Source organism: Hydrogenophaga sp. UC242_50, assembly GCF_042697355.1.
In the GTDB taxonomy this organism is placed as follows: domain Bacteria; phylum Pseudomonadota; class Gammaproteobacteria; order Burkholderiales; family Burkholderiaceae_C; genus Hydrogenophaga.
Window position 1 is genome coordinate 1027925 of record NZ_CP170553.1, and the last position, 21578, is coordinate 1049502.

The window sequence follows — 21578 nt, forward strand, 5'->3', positions numbered from 1 at the left end:
CATGAGCGCGCCTGCCCACCTGGCGATCGCCATCGGCCGTCGCATGATGATGGCCGTCCCCGTGGTGATGGCGATCGTGGTGCTGACCTTTGTCCTGATCAGACTGTCGCCCACCGATCCGGCGGTGCTGCTGGCCGGTGATGCGCCAGCGCCCGAGTTCCTGGAGAAGATCCGCACGCAGTACCACCTTGACGAGCCCGTGCCCAAGCAGCTCGCCATCTACGTGGGTTCGGCCTTGCAGGGGGACCTCGGGACGTCGATCTACTTCCGCAAGCCAGTGGCAGAACTGATCCTTGCGCATGCGCCGGTCACCTTCCTGCTCACCCTCACCAGCCTGGCCATCGCGAGCGTCATCGGGGTGTCGCTGGCGGTCCTCGCCGCCTCGCGCCCCGCAACGGCCGCCGACACGGCGGTCACCACCTTGTCGCTGGCGGGCTACTCGATGCCGGCGTTCTGGATCGGGCAGTTGCTGATCCTGGCCTTTTCGGTCTGGCTGGGTTGGCTGCCCAGCAACGGCATGGGGTCGGCACGCGAGTCCTTCGAGGGGTTCGAGTTGTTGGTGGACCGCGTTCGCCACATGGTGCTGCCTGTCACCAGCCTGGTGCTGTTCGAATTGGCCATCGTCACCCGCTTCACCCGCGCGGCCATGGTGCAGGCGCTGCGCCAGGACTATGTGACGGTGGCCCGGGCCAAAGGCGCCAGCCCGGCGCGGGTGTTGTGGCGCCATGCCTTGCCGAATGCGCTGGTCACCACCGTCACCGTGCTGGGCCTGGAGTTCGGCTTTTTGCTGGCGGGATCGGTGGTCACCGAAATCGTCTTTGGCTGGCCGGGTCTGGGGCGGCTTTTCTTCGATGCCATTTTTAGGCGCGACTTTCCGCTGCTCACGGGTTGCTTCATCTTCACCTCCGTGATGGTGGTGCTGGCCAACATGATCACCGACGCGCTGGTGTCGGTGCTCGATCCGAGGACCGCCCGATGACCGCGGTGAATGCCACCCACGCGAGGCCCTGGCCGGTCTGGCGCGCGCTCAACCCGTCGGGCCGAACGGGCCTGCTCCTGCTGCTGGCGGCCGTGCTGCTGTGCACTGTGGTCGCCGGGATGCTGCAGCACTCGCCATCGACCATGAGCGAAGCCTTGCGGGAGCCCCCGGGCGCGACTCACTGGCTGGGCACCGACGACCTGGGGCGCGATGTGCTCGCCCGGGTGGCCCACGGCGGGCAGATCTCTTTGATGGTGGGCACATTCAGTGCGTTGATCGCGGTGTTGATCGGCGTGGCCGTCGGAGCGGCCTGCGGTTACCTGGGCGGGACTTTCGATGCCATCGTCATGCGCGTGACCGAAGCCTTCCAGATCATTCCCCGGTTCTTTCTGGCGCTGATCGTGGTGGCCCTGGTGGGCTCGGGCATCTGGAAGATCATCCTGGTGCTGGGCCTGCTCAGCTGGCCGGCCACTGCGCGCGTGGTGCGTGCCCAGGTGCTGGTGCTGCGCAAGGAAGAGTTCGTGCTGGCGGCGATCATGGGCGGCGCATCCACATTTCGTGTGATCGGCCGCCACATCCTTCCCAACGTGGTGCCCATCATTGCCGTGAGCGCTTCCCTGCAGGCGGGATCGGCCATCCTGCTGGAGTCGTTCATCAGCTTCCTCGGTCTGGGCGATGTGGCTCACCCGAGTTGGGGACTGCTGTTGCAGCAAGGCCAGTTGTTCATCCGCGATGGCTGGTGGATCTCGACCTTCCCGGGCCTGGCGCTCTCCCTCACCATCCTCGGCCTCAATCTGCTAGGCGACGGCATCCGTGCCGCGCACGGCGACTCCGCGAGCACCTCATGACGGATCTGAACACGATTCTGGATGTGGACGATCTTCACATCGATATCGCCGCCCCCGGTGGGCGCGCATTCTCGGCCTTGCAAGGCGTTTCGCTTCAGATCCGCGCCGGGGAGATCGTGGGCGTGGTCGGCGAGTCCGGCTCGGGGAAGTCATTGCTCGCCAAGTCGATCATGCGGCTTCTGCCTGCCGTGGCACGGGTGGCGCGGGGCCGGATTCGCCTCGGGGCGCAGGACCTGCTGACGCTTGACGCCGCCGCCATGCGCAGACTTCGCGGTGGTGATCTGTCGATGGTGTTTCAGGACCCGATGACCTCGCTCAACCCGGTGTTGCGCGTGGGAGCCCAACTATCAGAGGCCATCGAGTTGCATCAACCGGTGGCGCGCCGCACTGCTTGGGCAAAGGCGCGGGAGCTTCTCACCCGGGTGGGCATTGGCAACCCTGTCGAGCGGGCGCGCCAGTACCCGCACGAGTTCTCGGGCGGCATGCGCCAGCGGGCGATGATCGCCATGGGCATTGCGAACGCACCCAGGCTGCTGATCGCCGACGAGCCGACGACAGCGCTTGACGTCACCGTGCAGCTGCAGATCCTGCGACTGTTGCGCGCGTTGAACCAGGACTCGCAGACCGCCGTGCTCTTCATCACGCACAACATGGGTGTGGTCGCCAGTCTCTGCGACCGCGTCGCGGTGATGTATTCCGGCCGCATCGTGGAGGAAGGGCCGGTGGACGCCATCTTCTCTGCGCCCCGGCATCCCTACACCTGGGCGCTGCTCAATGCCGTCCCTCGCCTGGATTTCCCCGGGGAGAACGGCTCGCGGCCATTCCCGGCCAGGCGCCGGACCTAGCGGCGCCGCCGGCGGGCTGCCGGTTCGCGCCCCGTTGCAGCCACGCCACCGACCAGTGCCGCACGCAGGAGCCCACTCGGGTCGAAGCGGATGAGTTCCACAGCGTGGCGTGCTGGGTGAGGCCCGACCTACAGGAGAAGACACATGCCGTTCGCCAATGACAGGGTGACGCGCCCGCTGCTGCAGGTGAACGGCGCCGGCCGGGACTTCGCCGCGCGAGGCTGGGGTTCGTCTGGCGTTTTTCGCGCTGTCGATGAGGTGAGCCTGGAGGTGCACCGCGGTGAAACGCTCGGCATTGTGGGAGAGTCCGGGTCCGGCAAGTCCACGCTGGGAAGAATGATCGCGGGCCTGTTGGCGCCGACCCGGGGTCAGGTGCTGCTCGATGGGCAGGACGTCCACGGCGGTTCCGGCGCCCGAAAGCGCGCGGTGTGGCGCCGCATGCAGATGGTGTTTCAGGACCCGTATTCCTCTCTCAACCCCCGCATGACGGTGCGCGATGCCTTGCTCGAACCCATGCGCAATTTTGGCGTGGCGCAGGGGCAGGCCGCAGAAGACCGCGCGCGCCGCCTGCTTGACGCGTGCGGTCTGCCGGCGCGCAGCCTGGATCTGTATCCGCGCGAGTTCTCGGGTGGTCAGCGCCAGCGCATCGGCATCGCGCGCGCGCTCGCCGTGCAGCCCGATCTGATCGTGGCCGATGAGCCCGTGTCCGCGCTGGACGTGTCGGTGCAGGCGCAAGTGATCAACCTCATGATGGATCTGCAGGCCGAGTTCCAGCTCACCTACGTGTTCATCGCACACGACCTGGCCGTGGTGAGGCAGATCGCCGACCGCGTGGGCGTGATGCACAAGGGCTGCATGGTCGAGCTGGCGGCCAGCGAGGCGCTGTTTGCCGCTCCAGAGCACGCTTACACGAAGACCCTCTTGGCCAGCAGCCCGATGGCGGACCCGGCCAGGGCGAGGCTGCAACTCGCGGGTGCCCCGGCATGAGCAGGCTGCTCCTGCGCCAGGCCGATGTGGTGACCATGGACGAAGCGGGCGACCTGCCCGCTGCCGACATCCTGGTGCAGGACGGCGAGATCGTCGCGATCGGTCCGGCGCTGCCGGCGGCGGATGCGCAGGTGATCGATGCCTCGGGCTGCATCGCGCTTCCCGGCATCATCGATGCGCACACCTGCCTGTGGCAAACCGTGTTGCGCAACTGGGTTCCCGACCTCTGGGGCGGCCGGTATTTCGGCGAACTGCTGCCGCTGCGGCGGCGCTTTTGCGCGCAGGACAACCACCGTGGCGGCTGGATCGGCGGCTCGGAACTTCTGTCATGCGGCACCACCACGGTGGTTGACTACTGCCACAACATCGCCAGGCCCGGGGACGCGGAGGCGGCCATCGCCGGGTTGAAGGAGTCGGGCATCCGGCACGTCTTCACCTACTCGTTCATGAACGAGCAGCCTGACGGCTTTGCCAGCGCGCGCGCCCGCTTTGCCGATGCGGCGCAGATCTTCCAGCGGTTCCACGAAGCGGCGGGCATGACGAGCGTCCATTTCGGCATCGAGTCCGTTGGCGCACCGGGGCTGTCCGCGCAACTGGCCTTCGCGCGCGAACACGGGGCGATGAGCTGCATTCACGTCAACGCGGCCAACGACATTGACCAACTGCTCGCCGACGGTCTTCTGGGCCCCGACCTGCTGGCGATCCACGGCAACCTGATCACCGACGGGGAGCTCCAGGCCATCGCCAGCGCCGGGATGCCGCTGTGTTTCACCCCGTCGGCCGACGTCCAGGGCACGCCGGCCGACGTGGTGCGGCGCGCGCGCTTAATGGGCGTACCCGTGGTCTACGGATGCGACGTGCCCTGCCACGTGGCATCGGACACGCTCCAGCAGCTTCGGTACCTCTTTCATGTGCAGGGCTACATCGACGGGTGCGTCGCGCGTGAGCGCGCACCGGTCGCCACGCGGCGGCCGGCGCCGGCCGAGGGCATGCCGCTATTTCGACCGCGCGACCTGCTGCGCAGTGCCACCCTCGAGGCCGCGACCGTGCTGGGAATGGCCGACCGCATCGGCTCGATCGCCGTCGGCAAGCGGGCAGACATCGTGCTCGTGCGCAAGGATGCATTCGGTGGTGCGGCGGGCGATCCCTGCGCCTATGTATTGCTGCAGGCCAGCGCGCGCGACATCGACACCGTGCTGGTCGACGGGGTGGTTCGCGTCCGGGGTGGGCGCGTCCTGGGCTTCGATGCGCAGCGGGCGCACCGCCTCGCGGACGAGGCGCGGCAGAGATTGATCGGCGCGGCGTGACGGGGTGGGCCTGGTGCGCGCCCGCCCCCGTGCGCGCTAGCGTGCGCGCCGCTCTTCCGACAGGACGGCAGGCACGCCGCGCAAGAAGGCCTCCACGCGCAGATCGATGACCCGGTCGAGGTTCTTCGGCGTGGGCAGCTCATATATCCACTTGCGCACGCCGATGTAGAAGACGCTGGAGTGCATCGCCCAGATGAGGTCGAGCTCGTCTTCCAGCTCCGATTCGTCCCTCGGTTCGGGAATGCCGTACTCGCGCCGGAGTTCGCTGGCGATCACCATGAAGTGCCGCTCGCGCAGCCGGGCCAGGTATTTCTGGTTGATGCCGCCGCGGCTCAGGCCAGCGTAGATGAAGATCCGGACCCACTCGCTGCGCAGCACAAAGCGGCCGTAGTCCTTGAGGTAGCGGCACAGGCGCTCCTTCAGCGTCAGCGAGCGGTCGGCCAGCCACTCCTCCCACTCGGGATTCCAGCGCCGAATAAAGACTTCTTCATACACCCGGTCGATCAGCGCCTCCTTGTTGGGGAAGTACCGATAGAGCAGCGGCTGCGTGATATCGAGCTCCTTGGCCAGATCGCGTGTGCTCGCGGCGAATCCGTGGCTGGCGAAGAAGGCCACGGCGCGCTGCACGATCTCGTGCTCCCGGTCTTCCGGGGCCAGGCGCCGCCTGGGTGCGGTGCGCTCGGCAGGCGCTGCCGCGGGGGGGCGGCTGGAGGGGTCCGGGGGGCGCGCTTGTCGGTCATGGTTGCAGCTGGACGAGAAAGCAGGAGATCGGCTAATTATCACTTGCTCACACCGCGCAATACCGCTCTTGGATGGCCTGGTCGGCCAGCATCGCCTGCGCCGAGCCGCTGTAGACGAGCTCGCCCTGGTCCAGGATGTAGGCGCGGTCCGCGATCCTCAGTGCTAGGCCCACGTTCTGCTCGATCAGCAGGATCGTCACACCGGCCTTTTTCAAAGCAGCGAAGTACTCGAACATTTCATCGACCAGGACCGGCATGATGCCTTCCGAGGGCTCGTCGAGCAGCACCATCTTGGGCTTGGCCGCGACCGCTCGCGCGATCGCCAGCATCTGCTGCTCGCCGCCAGACATCGTGACGGCCTGCTGGTCCAGCCGCTCCTTGAGGCGGGGAAAGGTCTCGGCGATTTCCTCGATGACCTGCGCCTCCCGCCCTCGCATGGGCGAGGCCAGGAGGCCGAGGCGGATGTTTTCCCGCACCGTCAGGCCCGGCACGATCCTGCGCTCTTCGGGCACATAGGCCAGGCCCATGGCGAAGCGACGGTGCGCCGGCACGGCAAGGAGCTCGGCACCGTCGAACTTCACCGAGCCGCTGACCTTCTGCATGAGGCCGCAGATGCTCTTGACGGTGGTGGTCTTGCCCGCGCCATTGCGGCCGATCAGGCACACCAGCTCGCCTTGGCCCACTTCGAGGCTGACGCCTTGCAGCACATGGCTGCTGCCGTACCAGGCATTCAATTGGGTGACTTCGAGCATGCGCAATCAGTGGTTCCCCTGTCCCAGGTACACGCGCTTGACGAGCTCGTTGGAGCGGATGTCCTCCGGCCGGCCTTCGGCAATCAGCTCTCCGTGATGAAGCACCACGATGCGCTCGCTGATGCCCATCACCATCTTCATCTTGTGCTCCACCAGGACGACCGAGCGCTCCCCGACCAGCTTTCGGATGAGCGCCATCATCACCTGGGTCTCCTCGGGGCTCATCCCGGCGGTGGGCTCGTCCATCAGCAGCAACTTCGGATCGGCCGCCAGTGCCACGGCGATCTCCAGCGCGCGTTGCTGGCCGTGGGCGAGTTCACGCGCGAGGTGCCGGGCGCGCGGTGCCAGGCCGACGGTCTCGAGCAGGCTCATGCTTTTCTCGGTCAAGCCTTGCAGATCCGATCGCCTGCGCCACAGCGCGTAGCGGCAGACGTGGGCCTGCAGGGCGATGCGCACGTTCTCCAGGGCGGTGAAGTTGGGAAACAGGTTGGTGATCTGGAAGGATTTGGCGATGCCGATGTGCGCAAACTCGTGCGCGCGCATGCCCGTGATGTCGCGCCCTTGGAACAGCACCCGCCCCGCGCTGGGGGCGAAGGCGCCCGACAGCAGGTTGAAGAACGTGCTCTTGCCGGCGCCATTGGGCCCGATGATGGAAGTGAGGATGCCGGCTTGCACCTTCACGCTCACATTGGTCAGCGCCTTGAAGCCGCCGAACACCTTGCCGACGGACTGGGTTTCGATGATGGGTTCAGCGGCCATGGTTCAACTTTTGAAGAAGGGTTCCCCACACGCCCCTGGGGAAGAACAGGACGAAGAAGATGAAGACCGCCCCGACGATCATCTGCCAGTGCTCGGTCCATGCAGAGGCGCGGTCCTGGATCAGCAGGAACAATGCCGCTCCGACGAAGGGACCGAAGTAGGTGCCCATGCCACCCAGGAGGCACAGCATCACGACCATGCCGGAGGTGGCGTAGTGAAGCGTTTCGATGGGGACACTGCCCAGGTGAATGGCGTTAAGCGCACCGGCCAGCCCGCAAAAGCCCGCTGAAAGCACGAAGGCCAGCAGCTTGGTGCGCTCGATGTCGAAGCCGCAGGCCCGGGCGCGCGCCTCGTTCTCGCGGACCGCTTCGATCGCGCCGCCAAAGGGCGACGCCAGAATCCGCGACAGCAGCCACATGGCCAACACCACGAAGCCGAACATGAAGAAGTACTTCTGAACCGGGTCCAGCAGGTTGATCGTCATGCCGGGCAAGGAGATCTCGGCCACGTTGACGCCTCGAAGACCGTTCTCCCCGCCCGATGCCGGGAGTTGATAGACGAGGAAGTAGACGCATTGGGACAGCGCCAGCGTCACCATCGCGAAATAGATGCCGCGGGTGCGGATGGCCAGCAAGCCCATCAGCAGTGCCACCAGGCTACTCATCGCGATGGCCGCCGGCACGGCGAGCCACCAGCTCACCTGGTGCTGGGAGATCAGAATGCCTGCGGTGTAGGCCCCCACGCCGAGAAAGGCCGCGTGCCCGAACGAAAGCAGGCCTGTGTAGCCAAAGAGCAGGTTGAAGCCCACCGCGTACAGGCCGTAGATCAGGATGTTGATCGCGACGGACTCGTAGGGCATCAACAGGGGGAACACGGCAAAGAACACTGCCGTCGCCAACACCCGATGCCTTTCGACAAGCCCGAGAATGCGGCGCAGCGTGCCTGGTGCAGGCGCGCTCGAAGGTGACACAGACGTATGCATCGGAAGGTCTTTCATGACATCAGCCCGGCGCGGCCGAACAAGCCCTGGGGGCGGATGAGCAGCACGGTGGCCATGATCAGGAACATGGACACCTTGGCGGCCTCGGGGAAGAACAGCACGGCCATGCTTTCAACGACCCCCACCAGAAGGCCGGCCACCACGGCGCCCATCAGGGAGCCCATGCCGCCGACCACGGTGACCACGAACGCCACGGTGAGCACGGAGGTGCCCATCTCGGGCGAGACGCCCTGAAGCGGGGCGGAAAGCACCCCGGCCAGTGCCGCGATGCCGGTGCCCACGCCAAACACGACCAGCCACACGCGCGACACGTCGATGCCCAGCACCCGCACGATCACCGGGTCGCGCGCGCCAGCGCGGACGATGAGGCCGAACGGCGTCTTTTCGATCAGCAGCCACAAAGAGGCGATCAGGACCGCCACCACACCGATGACGAAGAGGCGGTACGTCGGAAACTGGGCAAAGCCCAGATCCGTCGCACCTTGCAGCAGTTCGGGGGTGTCAAACGGCAGGCCCGATTTCCCCCAGACCATGCGAACCGCTTCGACCATCATGTAGGCCAGGCCGAAAGTGAGCAGCAAGGGATAGTCGATGCCCCGACCGTAGAGCGGGCGGATCAGCCAGCGCTCGCAAGCCATCCCGAAGGAGGCGACCACCACGGGCGCAATGAGCAGCGCGAGCCAGAAGCTGCCGGTTTTCTCTGCGGCGAATACGCCGATGTAGGCCCCGAGCATGAAGAAAGCGCCATGCGCGAAGTTCACGACCGTGAGCATGCCGAATATGAGCGAGAGCCCGACGGCAAGCAGCACGTAGATGGCGCCCAGCGCCAAGCCCGTGAACAACTGGAGTGCCAAAAGGTCGAAGGTGATTTCCATGGGTTTTGCCTGGATGGGATCTGCCGCCGGCCGCGCCATGCGCGGCCGGGTTGCGGCGTCCGGTCCTGTTTAGCCCTTGTGGCCCAGTTCCTGGCAGCTGCGCAGGAGTTTCTCGCTGCCGGGCTCGACGTGCAGAACCTGGAAGACATCGGAGGGATCCCCGGCTTCCTTGCTGTTGGACTGGATGACCAGCACCGACTGGACCGATTGGCGATCGCATGCCCGGTAGTACTGCGGTCCCTTGTAGGTGTCGTACCTGAGCTGCGAGAGCGCAGCGGCGACCGCCTCGCTTTGGGTGCTGCCTGCGTTCTTGACGGCGATCAGCAGGCTCTTGACGGCCGAATAGGCCATCGCCCCGTAGTCGGACGGGTAGCGATTCTCGTTGGCAGCCTTGAATGCGGTGTTGAACGCCTTGGCGCTCGGCGTCTTGTCTTCAATCTCCCAGAAGTACTGGGTCCCGCCGATCACACCTTCGTAGGTGGAGGCACCGCCGGCCACCCGCGCGGTGTAGGTGAGGATGGGCGTGACGAACTGCATCCCCTTCTTCATGCCGAAATCGCCCGCCTGCTTGATGGCGATGCGGTTGTCGTTCCCGAAGTTGTTGAAGATGAGCACGTCGGGCTTCATCGCCTGAATGCGGGGCAGGAACGCCGAGTAGTCCTGGTGGCCCAGGGGGTGCTTGACCTCACCCACCACCTCCGCGCCCATCTCGCGTGCGACCCGCGTGAACCCCCGCGTCATCTCATGGCCGTAGGCGTAGTCCGCCGTCAGGAAGGCGACCCGCATGCCCTTCTTGAACACGTAGCGACCCACGGCCTGCGTGGTCATGTGCGGATTGAGGGCCTCGTGGAAGGTGTAGGGGCTTGCGTCGGAAGCCTCGTTGATGACATCGGACTGGCTGATCGAGATGTACACCACCTTGCGCTGTCTGGTCACGTTGTTGATGGACAGCTGGGTCGCTGCGGACAGCCCTCCTACGATGAAGTGGGCGCCGTCTTTCTCGAGCAGTTCGAGTGTGCGTGTCGCGGCTTCTCCCGGGTTGAGCTTGTCGTCGCGCACGAGCAGCTCGGCCTGGCGGCCACCCAGCCCGCCTGCTGCGTTGAACTCTTTGACCGCGAGTTCGGCGTTGCGCGCCTGGTCCTTGGCTTCCGCGCCGTAGGGCCCAGTCAAGGGAATCGGCAGACCGATCTTGATCGTCTGGGCGCCGACCGCGCCCGACAGAAGGCCCAGACCCGCCAGCAGGCAACCAGCGAGATGGGAGAGGGAGAGGATTCTGGGCATAGGGCCTCCTGTGGGTGTTGAACGGGGCGATATTGATCGAGTGATCATTTGAGTGGTGAATTCAACTATTTTTCGATTGATAAATACATGGTGAAAACCCTAGTCCGTGAAGCCGTCGCAGTACTTCTCTGTAAATCTTTGCAGGAAAGCCATGCCTGTTGTCGTCGTGGATGCGTCGCCTCTTGCGCAGGCTCTTCGTTTTCGGATACTATTTATCCATCGATAACTTAAAGGGCGAGATATTCATATGGCGATCAGCAAGCTGGCTCACTTCTCGATACGAACCACCGACATGGAGGCGACCAGGCGTTTCTATGTCGACGTGATGGGGTTCAGGGAGGGGTTTCGACCGCCGTTCCAGTTCCCGGGGATCTGGCTCTACCAAGGTGGGGACGAGTCCGACTACGGGGTGGTGCACATCATCGGGATGGATCCGGACGATCAGGCGGGCCTGGTGGAATACTTGGGCGACAAGCCACAAGCCTCGCTCCATGGAAGCGGCGCGGTCGATCACGTGGCCTTCCTGGCGCACGGACCTGCCCGGCATGCACCGTCGGTTGAAGGCCGCCGGCCTGGCGTATCGCGAGCGCACCGTTCCCAGCCTGGGGCTGCACCAGGTGTTTGTTGAAGAGCCTTCAGGCTTGACCGTCGAAATCAACTTCCCCGCCAGCGAGGCGCCTGCCAGGGCCGATGCCGATCAGGGCCGTCACAGCGGCGGTCGGTGACCCGGTTTCACAAGGAGACAACCATGCAAACATCCAAATCCGCCATCGTCATCGGTGGGTCTTTGGGAGGGCTTCTGGCGGCCAACATGCTGCACCGCGCGGGCTGGGACGTTCACGTCTACGAGCGGGTGGCCGAAGCACTGGAAGGACGTGGCGCGGGCATCGTGACGCATCCCGAACTCATGACCGCGCTGGCGATGGCGGGTGTGTCCATCGATGACACCATTGGCATCTCTGTGCAGGAGCGGGTCACGCTCAATCTGGATGGCTCGGTGCAGCGCAAGCAGCCCTTGCCCCAGATCCTGACGGCTTGGGGCCGGCTCTACAGCGTTCTGAAGTCGGCATTTCCCGAGGACCGCTATCACAACGGCAAGCAACTGGCATCGTTTGCGCAGGACGAACATGGCGTCACGGCGTCGTTCTCGGATGGGTCCGAAGCCCGTGCGGCATTGCTGGTGGCGGCCGACGGCGTTCGCTCAGCCGTGCGAAGCAGCCTGCTGCCGCAAGCCAGGCCTATGTATGCGGGCTATATCGCGTGGAGGGGGCTCGTCGAGGAGGCCGCCCTGTCCGAGCGAACGCTCCAGGAGCTCTTTCCGTACTTCGCGTTCGGGTTGCCTCCCCAGGAGCAGATGATTGCCTACCCCGTCGCGGGCAAGAACAACTCGGTGAAGACGGGTACGCGCCGCTTCAATTTCGTGTGGTACCGCCCCGCCGAAGAGTCCACCACGCTCAAAGACATGGTGACCGATTCGACCGGGAAGGTGTGGTCCGACGGCATCCCTCCGCCGCTGATCCGCGCCTCGATCCTTGCCCAGGCGCGCCAGGCGGCTCGCGAAGTGCTCGCGCCGCAGTTCGCCGAAGTGGTTGAGAAGACCGAGTCGCTCTTCTTCCAGCCGATCTTCGACCTGGAGAGCTCGCAGCTGTCGTTTGGGCGCGTGGCCTTGCTGGGGGATGCCGCCTTCGTGGCGCGTCCGCACTGTGGCATGGGCGTCACGAAGGCCGGGGGCGATGCGGTCGCGCTGGTGCGCGCCCTGTCGGGGGCTTCAAGCGTCGCGTCTGCGCTGCAAGCCTACGACCAGGAGCGCCGCGCCTTTGGTGAATTCATCGTCGGGCACGCGCGTGCCCTGGGCGCCTACATGCAAGCCCAGTTGCTGACCGCGCACGAGCGTGAAATGGCGGAGCGGTATCGGTCCACCGAAGCGGTCATGCGGGAGACGGCTGTTTCGCCCGTGGCGCATGAAGCCTAGGTGCCATCGGGCACTTCGATCTTGACGTGCGAAAGCCCTTGAAAGCGGGCTTCAGGCGGCCACCCGAAGGCCCACGAGCTTTTCGAGCTCGGCGTGTTCCAGGCCCTCGACCTTGTCGATCAGCTTCAGACCTTGCGGCGTGCACGCCAGCGTGGCGAGGTCGCTGTAGATGCGCTTGACGCAGCCGATGCCGGTGAGCGGGTAGCTGCACTGCGCCACCACCTTGCTCGCGCCCTGCTTGGTGAGCAGGTCCATCATCACCCAGGTCTGCTTGGCGCCGATGGCCAGGTCCATCGCGCCGCCCACCGCCGGGATGGAGCCCGCTTCGCCGGTGCTCCAGTTGGCCAGGTCGCCGGTGGCCGAGACCTGGAAGGCGCCGAGTACGCAGATGTCCAGGTGGCCGCCGCGCATCATCGCGAAGCTGTCGGCGTGGTGGAAGAACACGCCGCCGGGCAGCAGCGTGACCGGCTGCTTGCCGGCGTTGATCAGGTCGTAGTCTTCCTCGCCCGCGGCCGGCGCCGGGCCCATGCCCAGGATGCCGTTCTCGCTGTGCAGCACCACCTCGATGCCCGGGGGCAGGCGGTTGGCCACCAGCGTGGGCTGGCCGATGCCCAGGTTCACGTAGGCGCCGTCGTGGATGTCCTGCGCCACGCGGCGCGCGAGTTCGTCTTTGGTTCTTCTCGTGTAGCTCATGCCGCTTCCTTGAAACCGCCGGCCTGCGTGCGCACGCGGGGGATCTGCACGATGGCGCTCACGTGGATGCCGGGCGTCACCACCGCTTCGGGGTCGAAGCTGCCGAGTTCGGCGATCCCGTAGACGCTGGCGATGGTGCGCTTCGCGGCGGTCGCCATCACCGGGCCGAAGTTGCGCGCGGCCTTGCGATAGGTGAGGTTGCCCCAGCGGTCGCCGCGCTCGGCCTTGATGAGCGCCACGTCGCCGAAGATCGGGTACTCCAGCACATAGGGCTTGCCGTTGATCACGCGCGTTTCCTTCGCGCTGCCGTCGGCGTTCTTCGCGAGTTCGGTGCCGAAGCCGGTGGGCGTGAAGAAGGCGCCGATGCCGGCACCGGCGGCGCGCAGGCGCTCGGCCAGGTTGCCTTGCGGCACCAGCTCGAGTTCGAGCTGGCCGCTGCGGTAGAGCGCGTCGAACACATGGCTGTCAGCCTGGCGCGGGAAGCTGCAGATGACCTTGCGCACGCGCCCTGCCTTGAGCAGCGCGGCCAGGCCGGTGTCGCCGTTGCCGGCGTTGTTGTTGACCACGGTGAGCTCGCGCGCGCCCTGGTCGATCAGGCCGTCGATGAGTTCACCGGGAATGCCGGCGGTGCCGAAACCACCGATGAGCACGGTGGCGCCGTCTTCGATGCCGGTGAGCGCCTCGGCGACCGAGGCGGCGATCTTGTTGATCACGGGCGTTTCCAGCGGTGTATCAGTGCGCAGCGGTTGCCGGAATCAGCAGGATCTTTCCCACGCTTTCGCCCGATTCCATGCGCCGGTGTGCATCGGCGGCGTCAGCGAGTGCAAAGGTGCTGTCGATCACCGGGCGGATCGCGCCGGCGGCGAGTGCCTCAAGCCACCGCTGCGCAAAGCGTTGCGTCATGGCCTGCTTGACTTCGGGCGACCGAGACTTCATCACCGTGCCGAATATCTGCAAGTGCCGGTACAGCAGCGCATCCAGAGGCAGGGCTGCGCCCTGCGTGCCGCCAAGCAGGCCGACGACCACCATGCGACCGCCCACCGCCAGGGATCGCACGTTGCGCTCCAGATACGGCGCGCCGATAAAGTCGATCACCACGTCCACGCCCTTTCCGTCCGTCTTCTGATCGACCACGTTCTGGAAGTCCTCGGTGCGGTAGTCAATGACCTCATCAGCGCCGAAGCCGTGGACGGCATGGCGCTTGTCACCGCCGGCCGTCGCGAACACCCGCGCCCCGGCAGCGTGTGCAAGTTGGACTGCGGCCGAGCCCACTCCGCCAGCAGCCGCATGGATCAACACAGTTTCGCCGGTCTGAAGGCGGGCCAGGTGAAACAGCGCCTCATGGGCGGTCACGAACACCTCGGCCACCGCGCCCGCGTCTGCCAACGCGAGCCCCGGCGGAACGCGCATGGCCATCCGATGATCGATGCGGGAAAACTCGGCATAGGCGCCCCCACCCACAATACCCATGACACGGTCGCCCACGGCATAGCCGCGCACCTGCGATCCAAGCTCCACCACGGTGCCGGCGATTTCCAGGCCCATGATGTCCGAGTCGCCGAAGTGGGCACGGCCGTAGGCCCCCTTTCGATGTGAAATGTCGGCCCGGTTCACGCCGATCGAGGCATTGGCCACCAGAAGGTCATGGGGGCGAGCGCAGGGGCGTTCGACCTCGCGGGACACGAGCACCTCGGGACCTCCGAACGCGTCGAAAACGATGGCTTGCATGGGGTTCCCGTCCTTTATTCCAGGGTGATGTTCAGGCCCTTGACCGACTCCGCCCAAGCCTTGTCCTGCACCGCCAGAAACTGTCGGAACTGCTGCGGACTGCTGGTGTCGGGCTGCATGCCGAGCTGTTCCATCCGGTGCCGCAGCGCAGGGTCGGCAAAGGCCTGGACGGCCGCCTGGTTGAGCTTGTCCACCATGGCCGGCGGCAGGCCGCGCGGCCCCAGGAGGCCGAACCACCCCTGCACGCCGAAGCCGGGGTAGCCGGATTCGGCCACGGTCGGCACATCGGGCAATACGCTGACTCGACTCGGCCCAGTGATCGCCAACACCTTGATGCGCTTATTGGCGTGGTGGGACATGGTGGTGGCCAGTGACGTCTCGAAGGACAGATCAACGTGGTTCGCGAGCAGGTCTTGCATCGCGGGTGCGGCGCCCTTGTAGGGGATGTGGACCATGTCGACCTTGACCGCCTTGGCCAGGATTTCCGCAGTCAGGTGCGGGATCGAACCGGGGCCGACGCTGGCGTAGGTGACCTTGCCCGGATTCGCTTTTGCGTACTTGACGAACTCCGAGAAGCTGTTGAAAGGCGTGCCAGGCCCGGCGATCAAGGCACCGGGTGTATTGACCAGATTGGTGATCGGCGTGAAGTCGCGCGAGGGATCGAACGGCAGCTTTCGGCTCAAGTGGGGCGCGATGGACAGTGCGCTGACGGTCAGGACGCCCAGCGTGTAGCCGTCCGGCGCGGCGCGTGCGACCGCCTGCGTGCCGATGTTGCCCCCCGCGCCTGCCCGGTTGTCGACCACCACGGGCTGCCCGAGCGCAGCACCAAGCCGATGCGCGAGCTCGCGCGCCACCACGTCGGTGACGCCGCCAGCGGGAAACGGGACGACCAGTGTGATCGGGCGGCTGGGGTACGTGTCCTGGGCGAGGGCATGGCCGCACAACGCCGCGGCTGAAACGGCCAATGCGAGTGCGCGAGTGATCCCGAGGGCGCGTTGCGTGAACTTCATGTCGATGTCTCCTACTTGTCGAAGGGGGATGCGGTTCAGACTTGGCTGATGAACTTGGTGTTGAGGTAGCTCTGAATGCCCTCGGCGCCGCCTTCGGAGCCGTGACCGCTGTCCTTGATGCCGCCAAATGGCAACTCGCAGACGATCATCTGTGCGTGGTTGATGCCGATCATTCCGGCCTCGAGCTCGTTGCTCACGCGCATGGCGGTTCGTGCCGACTCGGTAAATGCGTAAGCGGCCAACCCGTAGGGCAATCGATTGGCTTCCGCGAGGGCGTCATCGATCGAGTCGAACGGAAGGACGATGGCCAGCGGGCCGAAAGGCTCTTCGTGCATGACCTTCGCATGCGCCGGCACATCCGCGAGGATGGTGGGCTGCCAGAATAGGCCCGGCCGGTCGATGCGCTCGCCTCCGGCCCGCACCGTGGCACCGCATGCGCGTGCGTCGGCCACGAGGGCCCGGATGGCCTCGATGCGCCGCTCATTGGACACCGGTCCGACCTGGGTCCCCGGATCGAGGCCATCACCGATCCTCAAGGCCTGCGTCTGGGCGACGAACTTGTCCAGGAATGACTCATACACAGAACGCTGCACCAGAATGCGCGTGGGCGACAGGCAGATCTGCCCTGTGCCGCGGAACTTGTTTGCGGCCAGAAGATGAGCCGCTGTGTCGAGGTCTGCGTCGGCGAAGACCAGCACAGGGGCATGCCCACCCAATTCCAGCGTGATGGGCTTGAGGGCCCGACCGGCCTGGGCGGCAAGCACGCGCCCCACCGGGACCGAGCCCGTGAACGACACCTTTCGGATCACTGGCGACTCAATGAGGTGGCGCGAGATCTGATCGGGTACGCCGAACACCACGTTCAGCACGCCTTTGGGCAACCCCGCGTCATCCAGGGCGCGGGCGATGGCCAGGGCCGTCGCGGGGCACTCCTCGCCTGGCTTGATGATGACGGAGCAACCTGCCGCCAACGCGGCTGCGATCTTTCGGCTGGGGGTGATGGCCGGGAAGTTCCAGGGCGCAAAGGCCGCGACAGGGCCGATGGGCTCCTTGTGAACGCGCTGGTGCACCTGCGGGCGCCTGGAAGGGACGGTGCGCCCGTAGACGCGGCGCCCTTCTTCTGCAAACCATTCAAAGTAGTCGGCTGAGCTGCGCACTTCATACTGCGCCTCGTGCAGCGCCTTGCCTTGTTCCAGGGTCAGTTGCTTGGCGATGGCGTCGGCGCGCTCGCGCAGGAGTTCGGCCGTGCGGCGCAGCACCTTGGCCCGGTCGTACGCGGCTGTTCTGCGCCAGACGGCGAAACCACGATCGGCTGCCTGCAACGCTCGCTCCAGGTCGGCCTGACGCGCGTGCGGCACGTGGCCGATCACACCGCCTGTTGCCGGGTTGAGCACCGCGGAGGTTTCGCGGTCTCTGCGGTCGATCCACTCTCCGTCGATGAAAAGAAACAACTCGTCGTATGGCGTCGCCATGTGATCTCCTTTGCTCTGCTTGCTCAAATCTGTTGAAGTCAAGAGAATCGTAGGGATGTCATTCATTGAGAACAATCCCAGCGTTCGCGAAACGTCTTTGCAGGATGTGCAAAGATGAGTCAGGCCCGCACCATGGAGAACCTGGAGGTTTTCGTCGATACGGTGCGTGCGGGGTCGTTCTCTGCGGTCGCGCGGCGCAGAGGCGTGGCTGTGTCCTCGGTGGCGCGGCAGATCGATGCGCTGGAGGAAGAGTTGAAGGCGTCGCTGTTCACACGCTCGACGCGTGCGTTGCGCCCGACCGATGCCGGCAAGCTCCTGTTCAGCCGCGCCGTCAAGATCTTGAGCGATCTCGCCGACGCACGCAGCGAAGTGGTTTCGTTCGAGGCGGCGGTGGAGGGCGTGCTGCGGGTCAGTTGCCTGCCCACATTCGGGCGCCGATACGTGGTTCCCTGTCTCGCGCAGATGTTCCATACCCATCCGGGCCTGAGCGTTGAGCTGGACTTGACGGAGCGGATCGCCGATCCGACCACGGAGCGGCTGGATCTGGCCATCCGCTTTCGCCACCTTCCAGACAGCACGCTCATCAGCACCAAGCTGACCGACCAAACCTACGTGGTGTGTGCGGCCCCGGATTACCTGGCGCGCCACGGTGCTCTCCATTCGCTGGATGAGTTGGAAAACCATCGATTGATCGACAAGCGCCGCAGCCAAAGTCCCCTGGGATGGCGCGAAGTCCTGGGGGACGACTTGCTGCAATATCGCACTGTGCTGTTTGAGTCCGATGACTTCGAAGCGCAGCGGCAGGCTGCGGTGGCGGGTGCGGGGATCGTGCGCCTGCCGGACTGGGTGGTGGGGCACGATATTGGCAGTGGAGAACTGGTGGCTCTGCATCCGAAGGGAATGCCCCCCGCCGAGATCACGGGCATCCATCTCGTGCGGGCGTTGCGACGTCCCAGCGCCCGTTTGAAGGCCTTCGTGACCGCGCTTTCGGACCATGTCGGTCGACCTGCAAGTTGGCAGCGCGCCATGCAGAGGCGGCTGCCATGACGTGGTTGCCTGATCGCGCCGGTGCCTCAAGCGCATGCCACAGGGCGCAACGGGTTCGAAGCGGGTGCGGCGGGCCGGCCTGGTGTGCGTTGCCGTGGTGCGGCCACTTCTTTCCAGCAAGGTTTGTGGGGCCCGTTCGCCACTTTGCCCAGGGCATTTGATCGCGCGCCCGCGGGCAGGGCGACCGCGTATATGGGCCGAGCCACTTTTTTCTTCAGCTTCGCGTGCGCGTGCCGATAGGGCAGTGGGCAAGACTTGTCCGCCACGCCATTGCCCGACACGGAACAAGACCGGTAACCGATTCTGCGTGGTGGACGTCTGGCTTCGATGCAGCCCTTGTGGACCACGGCGGCGAGTGCCCCGGGCTGTCGGCCCAGGAGCGTTCGGCGCGTCAGCGTGCACGAGCCGGGCGCCGTCACCGAGCTGATCGATTCGGCTGCGGCTGCACTGCCAGTGGAGGGCGTGAGCGTTCGTTTCTCGCCCCAGGTGTTGCCCCATCAGCGGCAGTCGCCACACGCACCGGCGGTGTGGGCGGGCCATTGGGAGGTGCTCGCATGAAGCCCGTTCGCATCCAGTTCGTGGAGCCTCGTGCGTGGAAAGTCATCTGGCTGGTCACGGCGGTGATCCTGCTGTCCATCGCGAGTTTCACAGGCTGGCAGGTCTGGCAGCAGCACCAGATCCGGCAAGGCCTGCAGGTGGAGCTGGACCGTTTGCAAGCCGAGCTCAAGGCCAGGTCGGCACCGGTGGCACCCGCCGTCAATCCGCGCGAGGCGAGCGAGAAGGCCGCTCTGCGCCTGATGCAACGGGATTGGAACCGCTTGTACGACGCTATCGAGCATCCGGACCTCGCCCATGTGCGGCTGGTTCAGCTGACCTTCGATGCTGAGACCGGCGAGGCACGGTTGGAGTACGAGTTGAAGGACATGACGGAGGGTGCGAGTGTGACCTCGGCGCTCAACGCCGCTTCACGCGCGAATGTCTGGCAACTGGAGCGCTTGAACACGGACGGCGCCGCGACCGGTGCAGGGAAGGCACGAGGCGTTTGGCGCGCAAAACTGAAATGAACGGTAGTGCCAGCAACGCGCAGTGCCAATGCTCATGGCGATATGGCAACCAGATAAGCGAGACTCAACGTCGACAAAGGTGTTGCGCGCGAGGGGAGTGAAGAGCTGTCGGAGGGTCACAAGAGTTGTCTTCGCACCCGGCTCTGCGTTGAAAAGCAAGACCACTTGGCGATGCATACATATCGGTCGAAACGAAATGACAGGCGGTCGATCTTGAGCATCTCCCTATGAAAAAAGTCGACCTTAATGTCATCTCGTTGCATCCCGAATATCTCCTACACAGCTCATCACCTGAGAGGAGTTTGAGAGCCCTTGCAACGTCCTTGACTCGGCCGTAAAGTTCACCCCAAGCGGGCGGGAATCACATCGATTCCCCGCCCTGTTGGTTGCTCTCCGAAGGCTGCTGCGCAGCTTGAACCGCAACGTTCTTGTGGAGAGCAGCATGGAAACATCACATCCGGAATTCCGCATTCCCGCCAGGGCGCAAGCTCTGTTCACCAACCTCCCCTTCCAGCTTCGACACCCCCTGCTTCTGGCCTTGCCATTCCCCAGTGGATCTGGCGCGCACCTGATTGAGCTGGAGCGGTACGTCTGCCACGCGCTTGACCCGCGAAGCAGTGAGACACTGCGCTGCGCCTCGATTCGGTACATCGGTCGGTGGCTAAGAACCCACGCAGCGGACATGAACGTGGAGGCCTTCATGATCGATCTCTTCCGCCTCCTCGACCGGCTGACTTGGTCAGTGAACCTGCTTCACGCCTTTGCCACGGCCCACCTCTGCGCAGCAGGCATCACCATCAAGCGCCGGGAGTCGAGTGAGTCCACGGAGCGAATCTTTATCCTGACGGCCGCCACGCTGGAGCTGCCGGTGGGCCGCCTGGTCGGCCAATCCCTTTGGCCGTGCATGGAGCGCGCTCAGGAGTTGCTGAAAAATCTGATGTGGCGCGGAACGGCAGCACTGGGATTCATGGAGTGCTTCAAGGCCGCGGAGTTGCTGAGCTTGTTCGTCCAGTACGGCAGACCCCAGAACAGGGAATGGACAACCTGTGACCGGTTGGAGTTTCACACGGAGACAGCTCCGCCCATCTGGGTAGCGCTGAGGCACGGAGCCCTCTTGGATCCTATGTCCGACACGAAAGCAGCTGGGGCCGCCAGGATGGATCCGCTTCAGAATGGCATGTACGACTCTGTCCTCAAGCGGCTCACCGAAGCCAATGATGCGGTGCTGGCAGCTCGTAGAGGTCAAGTCTCGGTCAAACAAGCGCAGGAACCGCCGGCGACGGTACCGGCGACATACGGCGCGGAAGACCAGAAGGTGCCATATCGCATCGTTGTGCGCGGGCCAGTGCCCCCGGCCAACGACTCCAGCGACAAAGCTGTGCTGGAGCGTTTCAAGCCGCTGGAATCTGCGCAGCCTGTCGCCCTGCTGCCCGATGCTCCCCGGCTGGAGGAAAGCCAGACCAAACTGCTCGCCGAGTTCCCCTGGGCCAGCGCGGCGGTCGGCTCCATCTTTGATGAACTCATGACGTGTCGCCAGTTTGGGGTGCTGGAATTCCGCTTGCGCCCGGTGCTGTTGCTCGGGCCACCCGGTGTAGGCAAGACCCGCTTCACCCGGCGCTTCGCTGAGGAGATGGGTCTGGCGTTTCGGGCGATCGGGCTGGGTGGCATGTCCGACATCCGAACCCTTACGGGTACTTCGCGAGGGTGGGCAAGCGGCCAGCCCTCTGTCTTGCTCGAACCTTTGCTGAACGACAAGTCGGCATCCGCGCTGGTGTTGCTAGATGAGATCGACAAGGTCATCGACGGCGAGCGTCACACGCCGCCGGCTTCCAGCTTTCTGCTGGGCATCTTGGAGCCGGAGAGCGCCCGCCGGTGGTTCGATTCCTTCCTTCAGGCGGAGTGCGATCTTTCGCGGATGGTCTTCATCGCCACCGCCAATGACTTGACCTGGTTGCCGGAGGCATTGCGCTCCCGGTTCACGATCCTGCATTTCGGGCGCCCGTCAGCCGCCGACGTCCGCAAGGCCATCCCGTTTGCGCTGGAGGACATCGCTCAGGACTGGGGCCTGCCGAAAGATGTCTTCGCGTCCATCGTGCCGCTAGACAACGTGAGGGTGTCCAGCATGCGAGCGCTGAAGGTTTTCCTGACCCGCTACCTGACGGCGTGGGCTAGTCTGAACATGCGTTCCGGTCTCAAGCACTGAACGCAGCATGCCAAGC

The 21578-nt window shown here is 65.1% G+C and carries 20 protein-coding genes and 2 pseudogenes; 11 read left to right on the forward strand and 11 right to left on the reverse strand.

Annotated features, from left to right (window positions below; genetic code table 11):
• Position 1: 1 nt before the first annotated feature.
• The 6 genes and pseudogenes from ACFJGX_RS05285 to ACFJGX_RS05310 all read left to right on the forward strand — a co-directional run bounded on the left by ACFJGX_RS05285 (position 2) and on the right by ACFJGX_RS05310 (position 4966).
• A complete protein-coding gene (locus ACFJGX_RS05285) occupies positions 2–979 on the forward strand; it encodes an ABC transporter permease (protein ID WP_382327926.1) in 978 nt (325 codons plus the stop codon).
• Positions 976–1827 (forward strand): ABC transporter permease, encoded by an 852-nt coding sequence (locus tag ACFJGX_RS05290; RefSeq protein WP_382322419.1) that lies wholly within the window; start codon positions 976–978, stop codon positions 1825–1827. The genes ACFJGX_RS05285 and ACFJGX_RS05290 overlap by 4 nt, the downstream gene beginning before the upstream one ends.
• A pseudogene (locus ACFJGX_RS05295) lies at positions 1824–2671 on the forward strand (ABC transporter ATP-binding protein); the annotation flags it as partial. The gene ACFJGX_RS05290 and the pseudogene ACFJGX_RS05295, both read left to right, overlap by 4 nt.
• Positions 2648–2833, forward strand: a complete 186-nt coding sequence (locus ACFJGX_RS05300) for an oligopeptide/dipeptide ABC transporter ATP-binding protein (RefSeq protein WP_382328608.1) — start codon at positions 2648–2650, stop codon at positions 2831–2833. The pseudogene ACFJGX_RS05295 and the gene ACFJGX_RS05300, both read left to right, overlap by 24 nt.
• On the forward strand, positions 2817–3659 hold the full coding sequence (locus ACFJGX_RS05305; protein ID WP_382322417.1) for an ATP-binding cassette domain-containing protein: 843 nt from the start codon (positions 2817–2819) through the stop codon (positions 3657–3659). The genes ACFJGX_RS05300 and ACFJGX_RS05305 overlap by 17 nt, the downstream gene beginning before the upstream one ends.
• On the forward strand, positions 3656–4966 hold the full coding sequence (locus ACFJGX_RS05310; RefSeq protein WP_382322416.1) for an amidohydrolase family protein: 1311 nt from the start codon (positions 3656–3658) through the stop codon (positions 4964–4966). Before ACFJGX_RS05305 ends, ACFJGX_RS05310 begins: the two co-directional genes overlap by 4 nt.
• Before the next feature lie 36 nt (positions 4967–5002).
• Here ACFJGX_RS05310 and ACFJGX_RS05315 read toward each other — a convergent pair whose 3' ends face one another.
• The 6 genes from ACFJGX_RS05315 to ACFJGX_RS05340 form a co-directional block, all read right to left on the reverse strand.
• Complete coding sequence (locus tag ACFJGX_RS05315; RefSeq protein ID WP_382327928.1) at positions 5003–5593, reverse strand: TetR/AcrR family transcriptional regulator; 591 nt, start codon at positions 5591–5593, stop codon at positions 5003–5005.
• A gap of 160 nt (positions 5594–5753) precedes the next feature.
• On the reverse strand, positions 5754–6458 hold the full coding sequence (locus ACFJGX_RS05320; RefSeq protein WP_382327930.1) for an ABC transporter ATP-binding protein: 705 nt from the start codon (positions 6456–6458) through the stop codon (positions 5754–5756).
• Positions 6459–6464: 6 nt separating this feature from the next.
• On the reverse strand, positions 6465–7217 hold the full coding sequence (locus ACFJGX_RS05325) for an ABC transporter ATP-binding protein (protein WP_382322413.1): 753 nt from the start codon (positions 7215–7217) through the stop codon (positions 6465–6467).
• Positions 7207–8214, reverse strand: coding sequence for a branched-chain amino acid ABC transporter permease (locus ACFJGX_RS05330; RefSeq protein WP_382322412.1), 1008 nt, complete (start codon positions 8212–8214; stop codon positions 7207–7209). The genes ACFJGX_RS05325 and ACFJGX_RS05330 overlap by 11 nt, the downstream gene beginning before the upstream one ends.
• Positions 8211–9086: a branched-chain amino acid ABC transporter permease gene (locus ACFJGX_RS05335; RefSeq protein ID WP_382325792.1), complete on the reverse strand. Its 876-nt coding sequence runs from the start codon at positions 9084–9086 to the stop codon at positions 8211–8213. Before ACFJGX_RS05335 ends, ACFJGX_RS05330 begins: the two co-directional genes overlap by 4 nt.
• Positions 9087–9161: 75 nt before the next feature.
• Positions 9162–10373, reverse strand: a complete 1212-nt coding sequence (locus tag ACFJGX_RS05340; protein WP_382322411.1) for an ABC transporter substrate-binding protein — start codon at positions 10371–10373, stop codon at positions 9162–9164.
• Positions 10374–10620: 247 nt separating this feature from the next.
• Here ACFJGX_RS05340 and ACFJGX_RS05345 point away from each other — a divergent pair.
• Positions 10621–11098 (forward strand): annotated as a pseudogene (locus ACFJGX_RS05345) (VOC family protein).
• A 23-nt stretch (positions 11099–11121) separates the two neighbouring features.
• The gene (locus ACFJGX_RS05350) at positions 11122–12345 is read left to right on the forward strand and encodes an FAD binding domain-containing protein (protein ID WP_382322409.1); all 1224 of its coding nucleotides are present in this window, start codon (positions 11122–11124) and stop codon (positions 12343–12345) included.
• Between the two features lie 51 nt (positions 12346–12396).
• Here ACFJGX_RS05350 and ACFJGX_RS05355 read toward each other — a convergent pair whose 3' ends face one another.
• Genes ACFJGX_RS05355 through ACFJGX_RS05375 form a run of 5 tightly spaced genes read right to left on the reverse strand, consistent with a single transcriptional unit; the run spans position 12397 to position 17248 of the window.
• Positions 12397–13038: a 3-oxoacid CoA-transferase subunit B gene (locus ACFJGX_RS05355; RefSeq protein ID WP_382327932.1), complete on the reverse strand. Its 642-nt coding sequence runs from the start codon at positions 13036–13038 to the stop codon at positions 12397–12399.
• Complete coding sequence (locus ACFJGX_RS05360) at positions 13035–13751, reverse strand: 3-oxoacid CoA-transferase subunit A (RefSeq protein WP_382322407.1); 717 nt, start codon at positions 13749–13751, stop codon at positions 13035–13037. Before ACFJGX_RS05360 ends, ACFJGX_RS05355 begins: the two co-directional genes overlap by 4 nt.
• Positions 13752–13770: 19 nt before the next feature.
• The gene (locus ACFJGX_RS05365; RefSeq protein WP_382327934.1) at positions 13771–14766 is read right to left on the reverse strand and encodes an NAD(P)H-quinone oxidoreductase; all 996 of its coding nucleotides are present in this window, start codon (positions 14764–14766) and stop codon (positions 13771–13773) included.
• A 14-nt stretch (positions 14767–14780) separates the two neighbouring features.
• Positions 14781–15776, reverse strand: a complete 996-nt coding sequence (locus ACFJGX_RS05370) for a Bug family tripartite tricarboxylate transporter substrate binding protein (protein ID WP_382322406.1) — start codon at positions 15774–15776, stop codon at positions 14781–14783.
• Positions 15777–15811: 35 nt separating this feature from the next.
• Positions 15812–17248 carry an NAD-dependent succinate-semialdehyde dehydrogenase gene (locus ACFJGX_RS05375; RefSeq protein WP_382327936.1) on the reverse strand — a complete coding sequence of 479 codons (1437 nt, stop codon included), beginning with the start codon at positions 17246–17248 and terminating at the stop codon, positions 15812–15814.
• A gap of 114 nt (positions 17249–17362) precedes the next feature.
• Between ACFJGX_RS05375 and ACFJGX_RS05380 the strand changes: the two genes are divergently transcribed.
• The 3 genes from ACFJGX_RS05380 (at position 17363) to ACFJGX_RS05390 (ending at position 21562) form a co-directional block, all read left to right on the forward strand.
• On the forward strand, positions 17363–18295 hold the full coding sequence (locus ACFJGX_RS05380) for a LysR family transcriptional regulator (RefSeq protein WP_382327938.1): 933 nt from the start codon (positions 17363–17365) through the stop codon (positions 18293–18295).
• A gap of 554 nt (positions 18296–18849) precedes the next feature.
• Positions 18850–19359: a hypothetical protein gene (locus tag ACFJGX_RS05385; protein ID WP_382322403.1), complete on the forward strand. Its 510-nt coding sequence runs from the start codon at positions 18850–18852 to the stop codon at positions 19357–19359.
• Between the two features lie 412 nt (positions 19360–19771).
• Complete coding sequence (locus ACFJGX_RS05390; RefSeq protein WP_382322402.1) at positions 19772–21562, forward strand: AAA family ATPase; 1791 nt, start codon at positions 19772–19774, stop codon at positions 21560–21562.
• Positions 21563–21578: the final 16 nt, after the last annotated feature.

What these genes read in the sequence shown, in the direction of transcription:
- ACFJGX_RS05285 (WP_382327926.1), top strand. Translation starts at nt 2, where the DNA reads ATGAGCGCGCCTGCCCACCTGGCGATCGCCATCGGCCGTCGCATGATG.
- ACFJGX_RS05290 (WP_382322419.1), top strand. Translation starts at nt 976, where the DNA reads ATGACCGCGGTGAATGCCACCCACGCGAGGCCCTGGCCGGTCTGGCGC.
- ACFJGX_RS05305 (WP_382322417.1), top strand. Translation starts at nt 2,817, where the DNA reads ATGCCGTTCGCCAATGACAGGGTGACGCGCCCGCTGCTGCAGGTGAAC.
- ACFJGX_RS05310 (WP_382322416.1), top strand. Translation starts at nt 3,656, where the DNA reads ATGAGCAGGCTGCTCCTGCGCCAGGCCGATGTGGTGACCATGGACGAA.
- ACFJGX_RS05320 (WP_382327930.1), bottom strand. Translation starts at nt 6,458, where the DNA reads ATGCTCGAAGTCACCCAATTGAATGCCTGGTACGGCAGCAGCCATGTG.
- ACFJGX_RS05325 (WP_382322413.1), bottom strand. Translation starts at nt 7,217, where the DNA reads ATGGCCGCTGAACCCATCATCGAAACCCAGTCCGTCGGCAAGGTGTTC.
- ACFJGX_RS05330 (WP_382322412.1), bottom strand. Translation starts at nt 8,214, where the DNA reads ATGAAAGACCTTCCGATGCATACGTCTGTGTCACCTTCGAGCGCGCCT.
- ACFJGX_RS05340 (WP_382322411.1), bottom strand. Translation starts at nt 10,373, where the DNA reads ATGCCCAGAATCCTCTCCCTCTCCCATCTCGCTGGTTGCCTGCTGGCG.
- ACFJGX_RS05350 (WP_382322409.1), top strand. Translation starts at nt 11,122, where the DNA reads ATGCAAACATCCAAATCCGCCATCGTCATCGGTGGGTCTTTGGGAGGG.
- ACFJGX_RS05355 (WP_382327932.1), bottom strand. Translation starts at nt 13,038, where the DNA reads ATGAGCTACACGAGAAGAACCAAAGACGAACTCGCGCGCCGCGTGGCG.
- ACFJGX_RS05365 (WP_382327934.1), bottom strand. Translation starts at nt 14,766, where the DNA reads ATGCAAGCCATCGTTTTCGACGCGTTCGGAGGTCCCGAGGTGCTCGTG.
- ACFJGX_RS05370 (WP_382322406.1), bottom strand. Translation starts at nt 15,776, where the DNA reads ATGAAGTTCACGCAACGCGCCCTCGGGATCACTCGCGCACTCGCATTG.
- ACFJGX_RS05375 (WP_382327936.1), bottom strand. Translation starts at nt 17,248, where the DNA reads ATGGCGACGCCATACGACGAGTTGTTTCTTTTCATCGACGGAGAGTGG.
- ACFJGX_RS05380 (WP_382327938.1), top strand. Translation starts at nt 17,363, where the DNA reads ATGAGTCAGGCCCGCACCATGGAGAACCTGGAGGTTTTCGTCGATACG.
- ACFJGX_RS05385 (WP_382322403.1), top strand. Translation starts at nt 18,850, where the DNA reads ATGAAGCCCGTTCGCATCCAGTTCGTGGAGCCTCGTGCGTGGAAAGTC.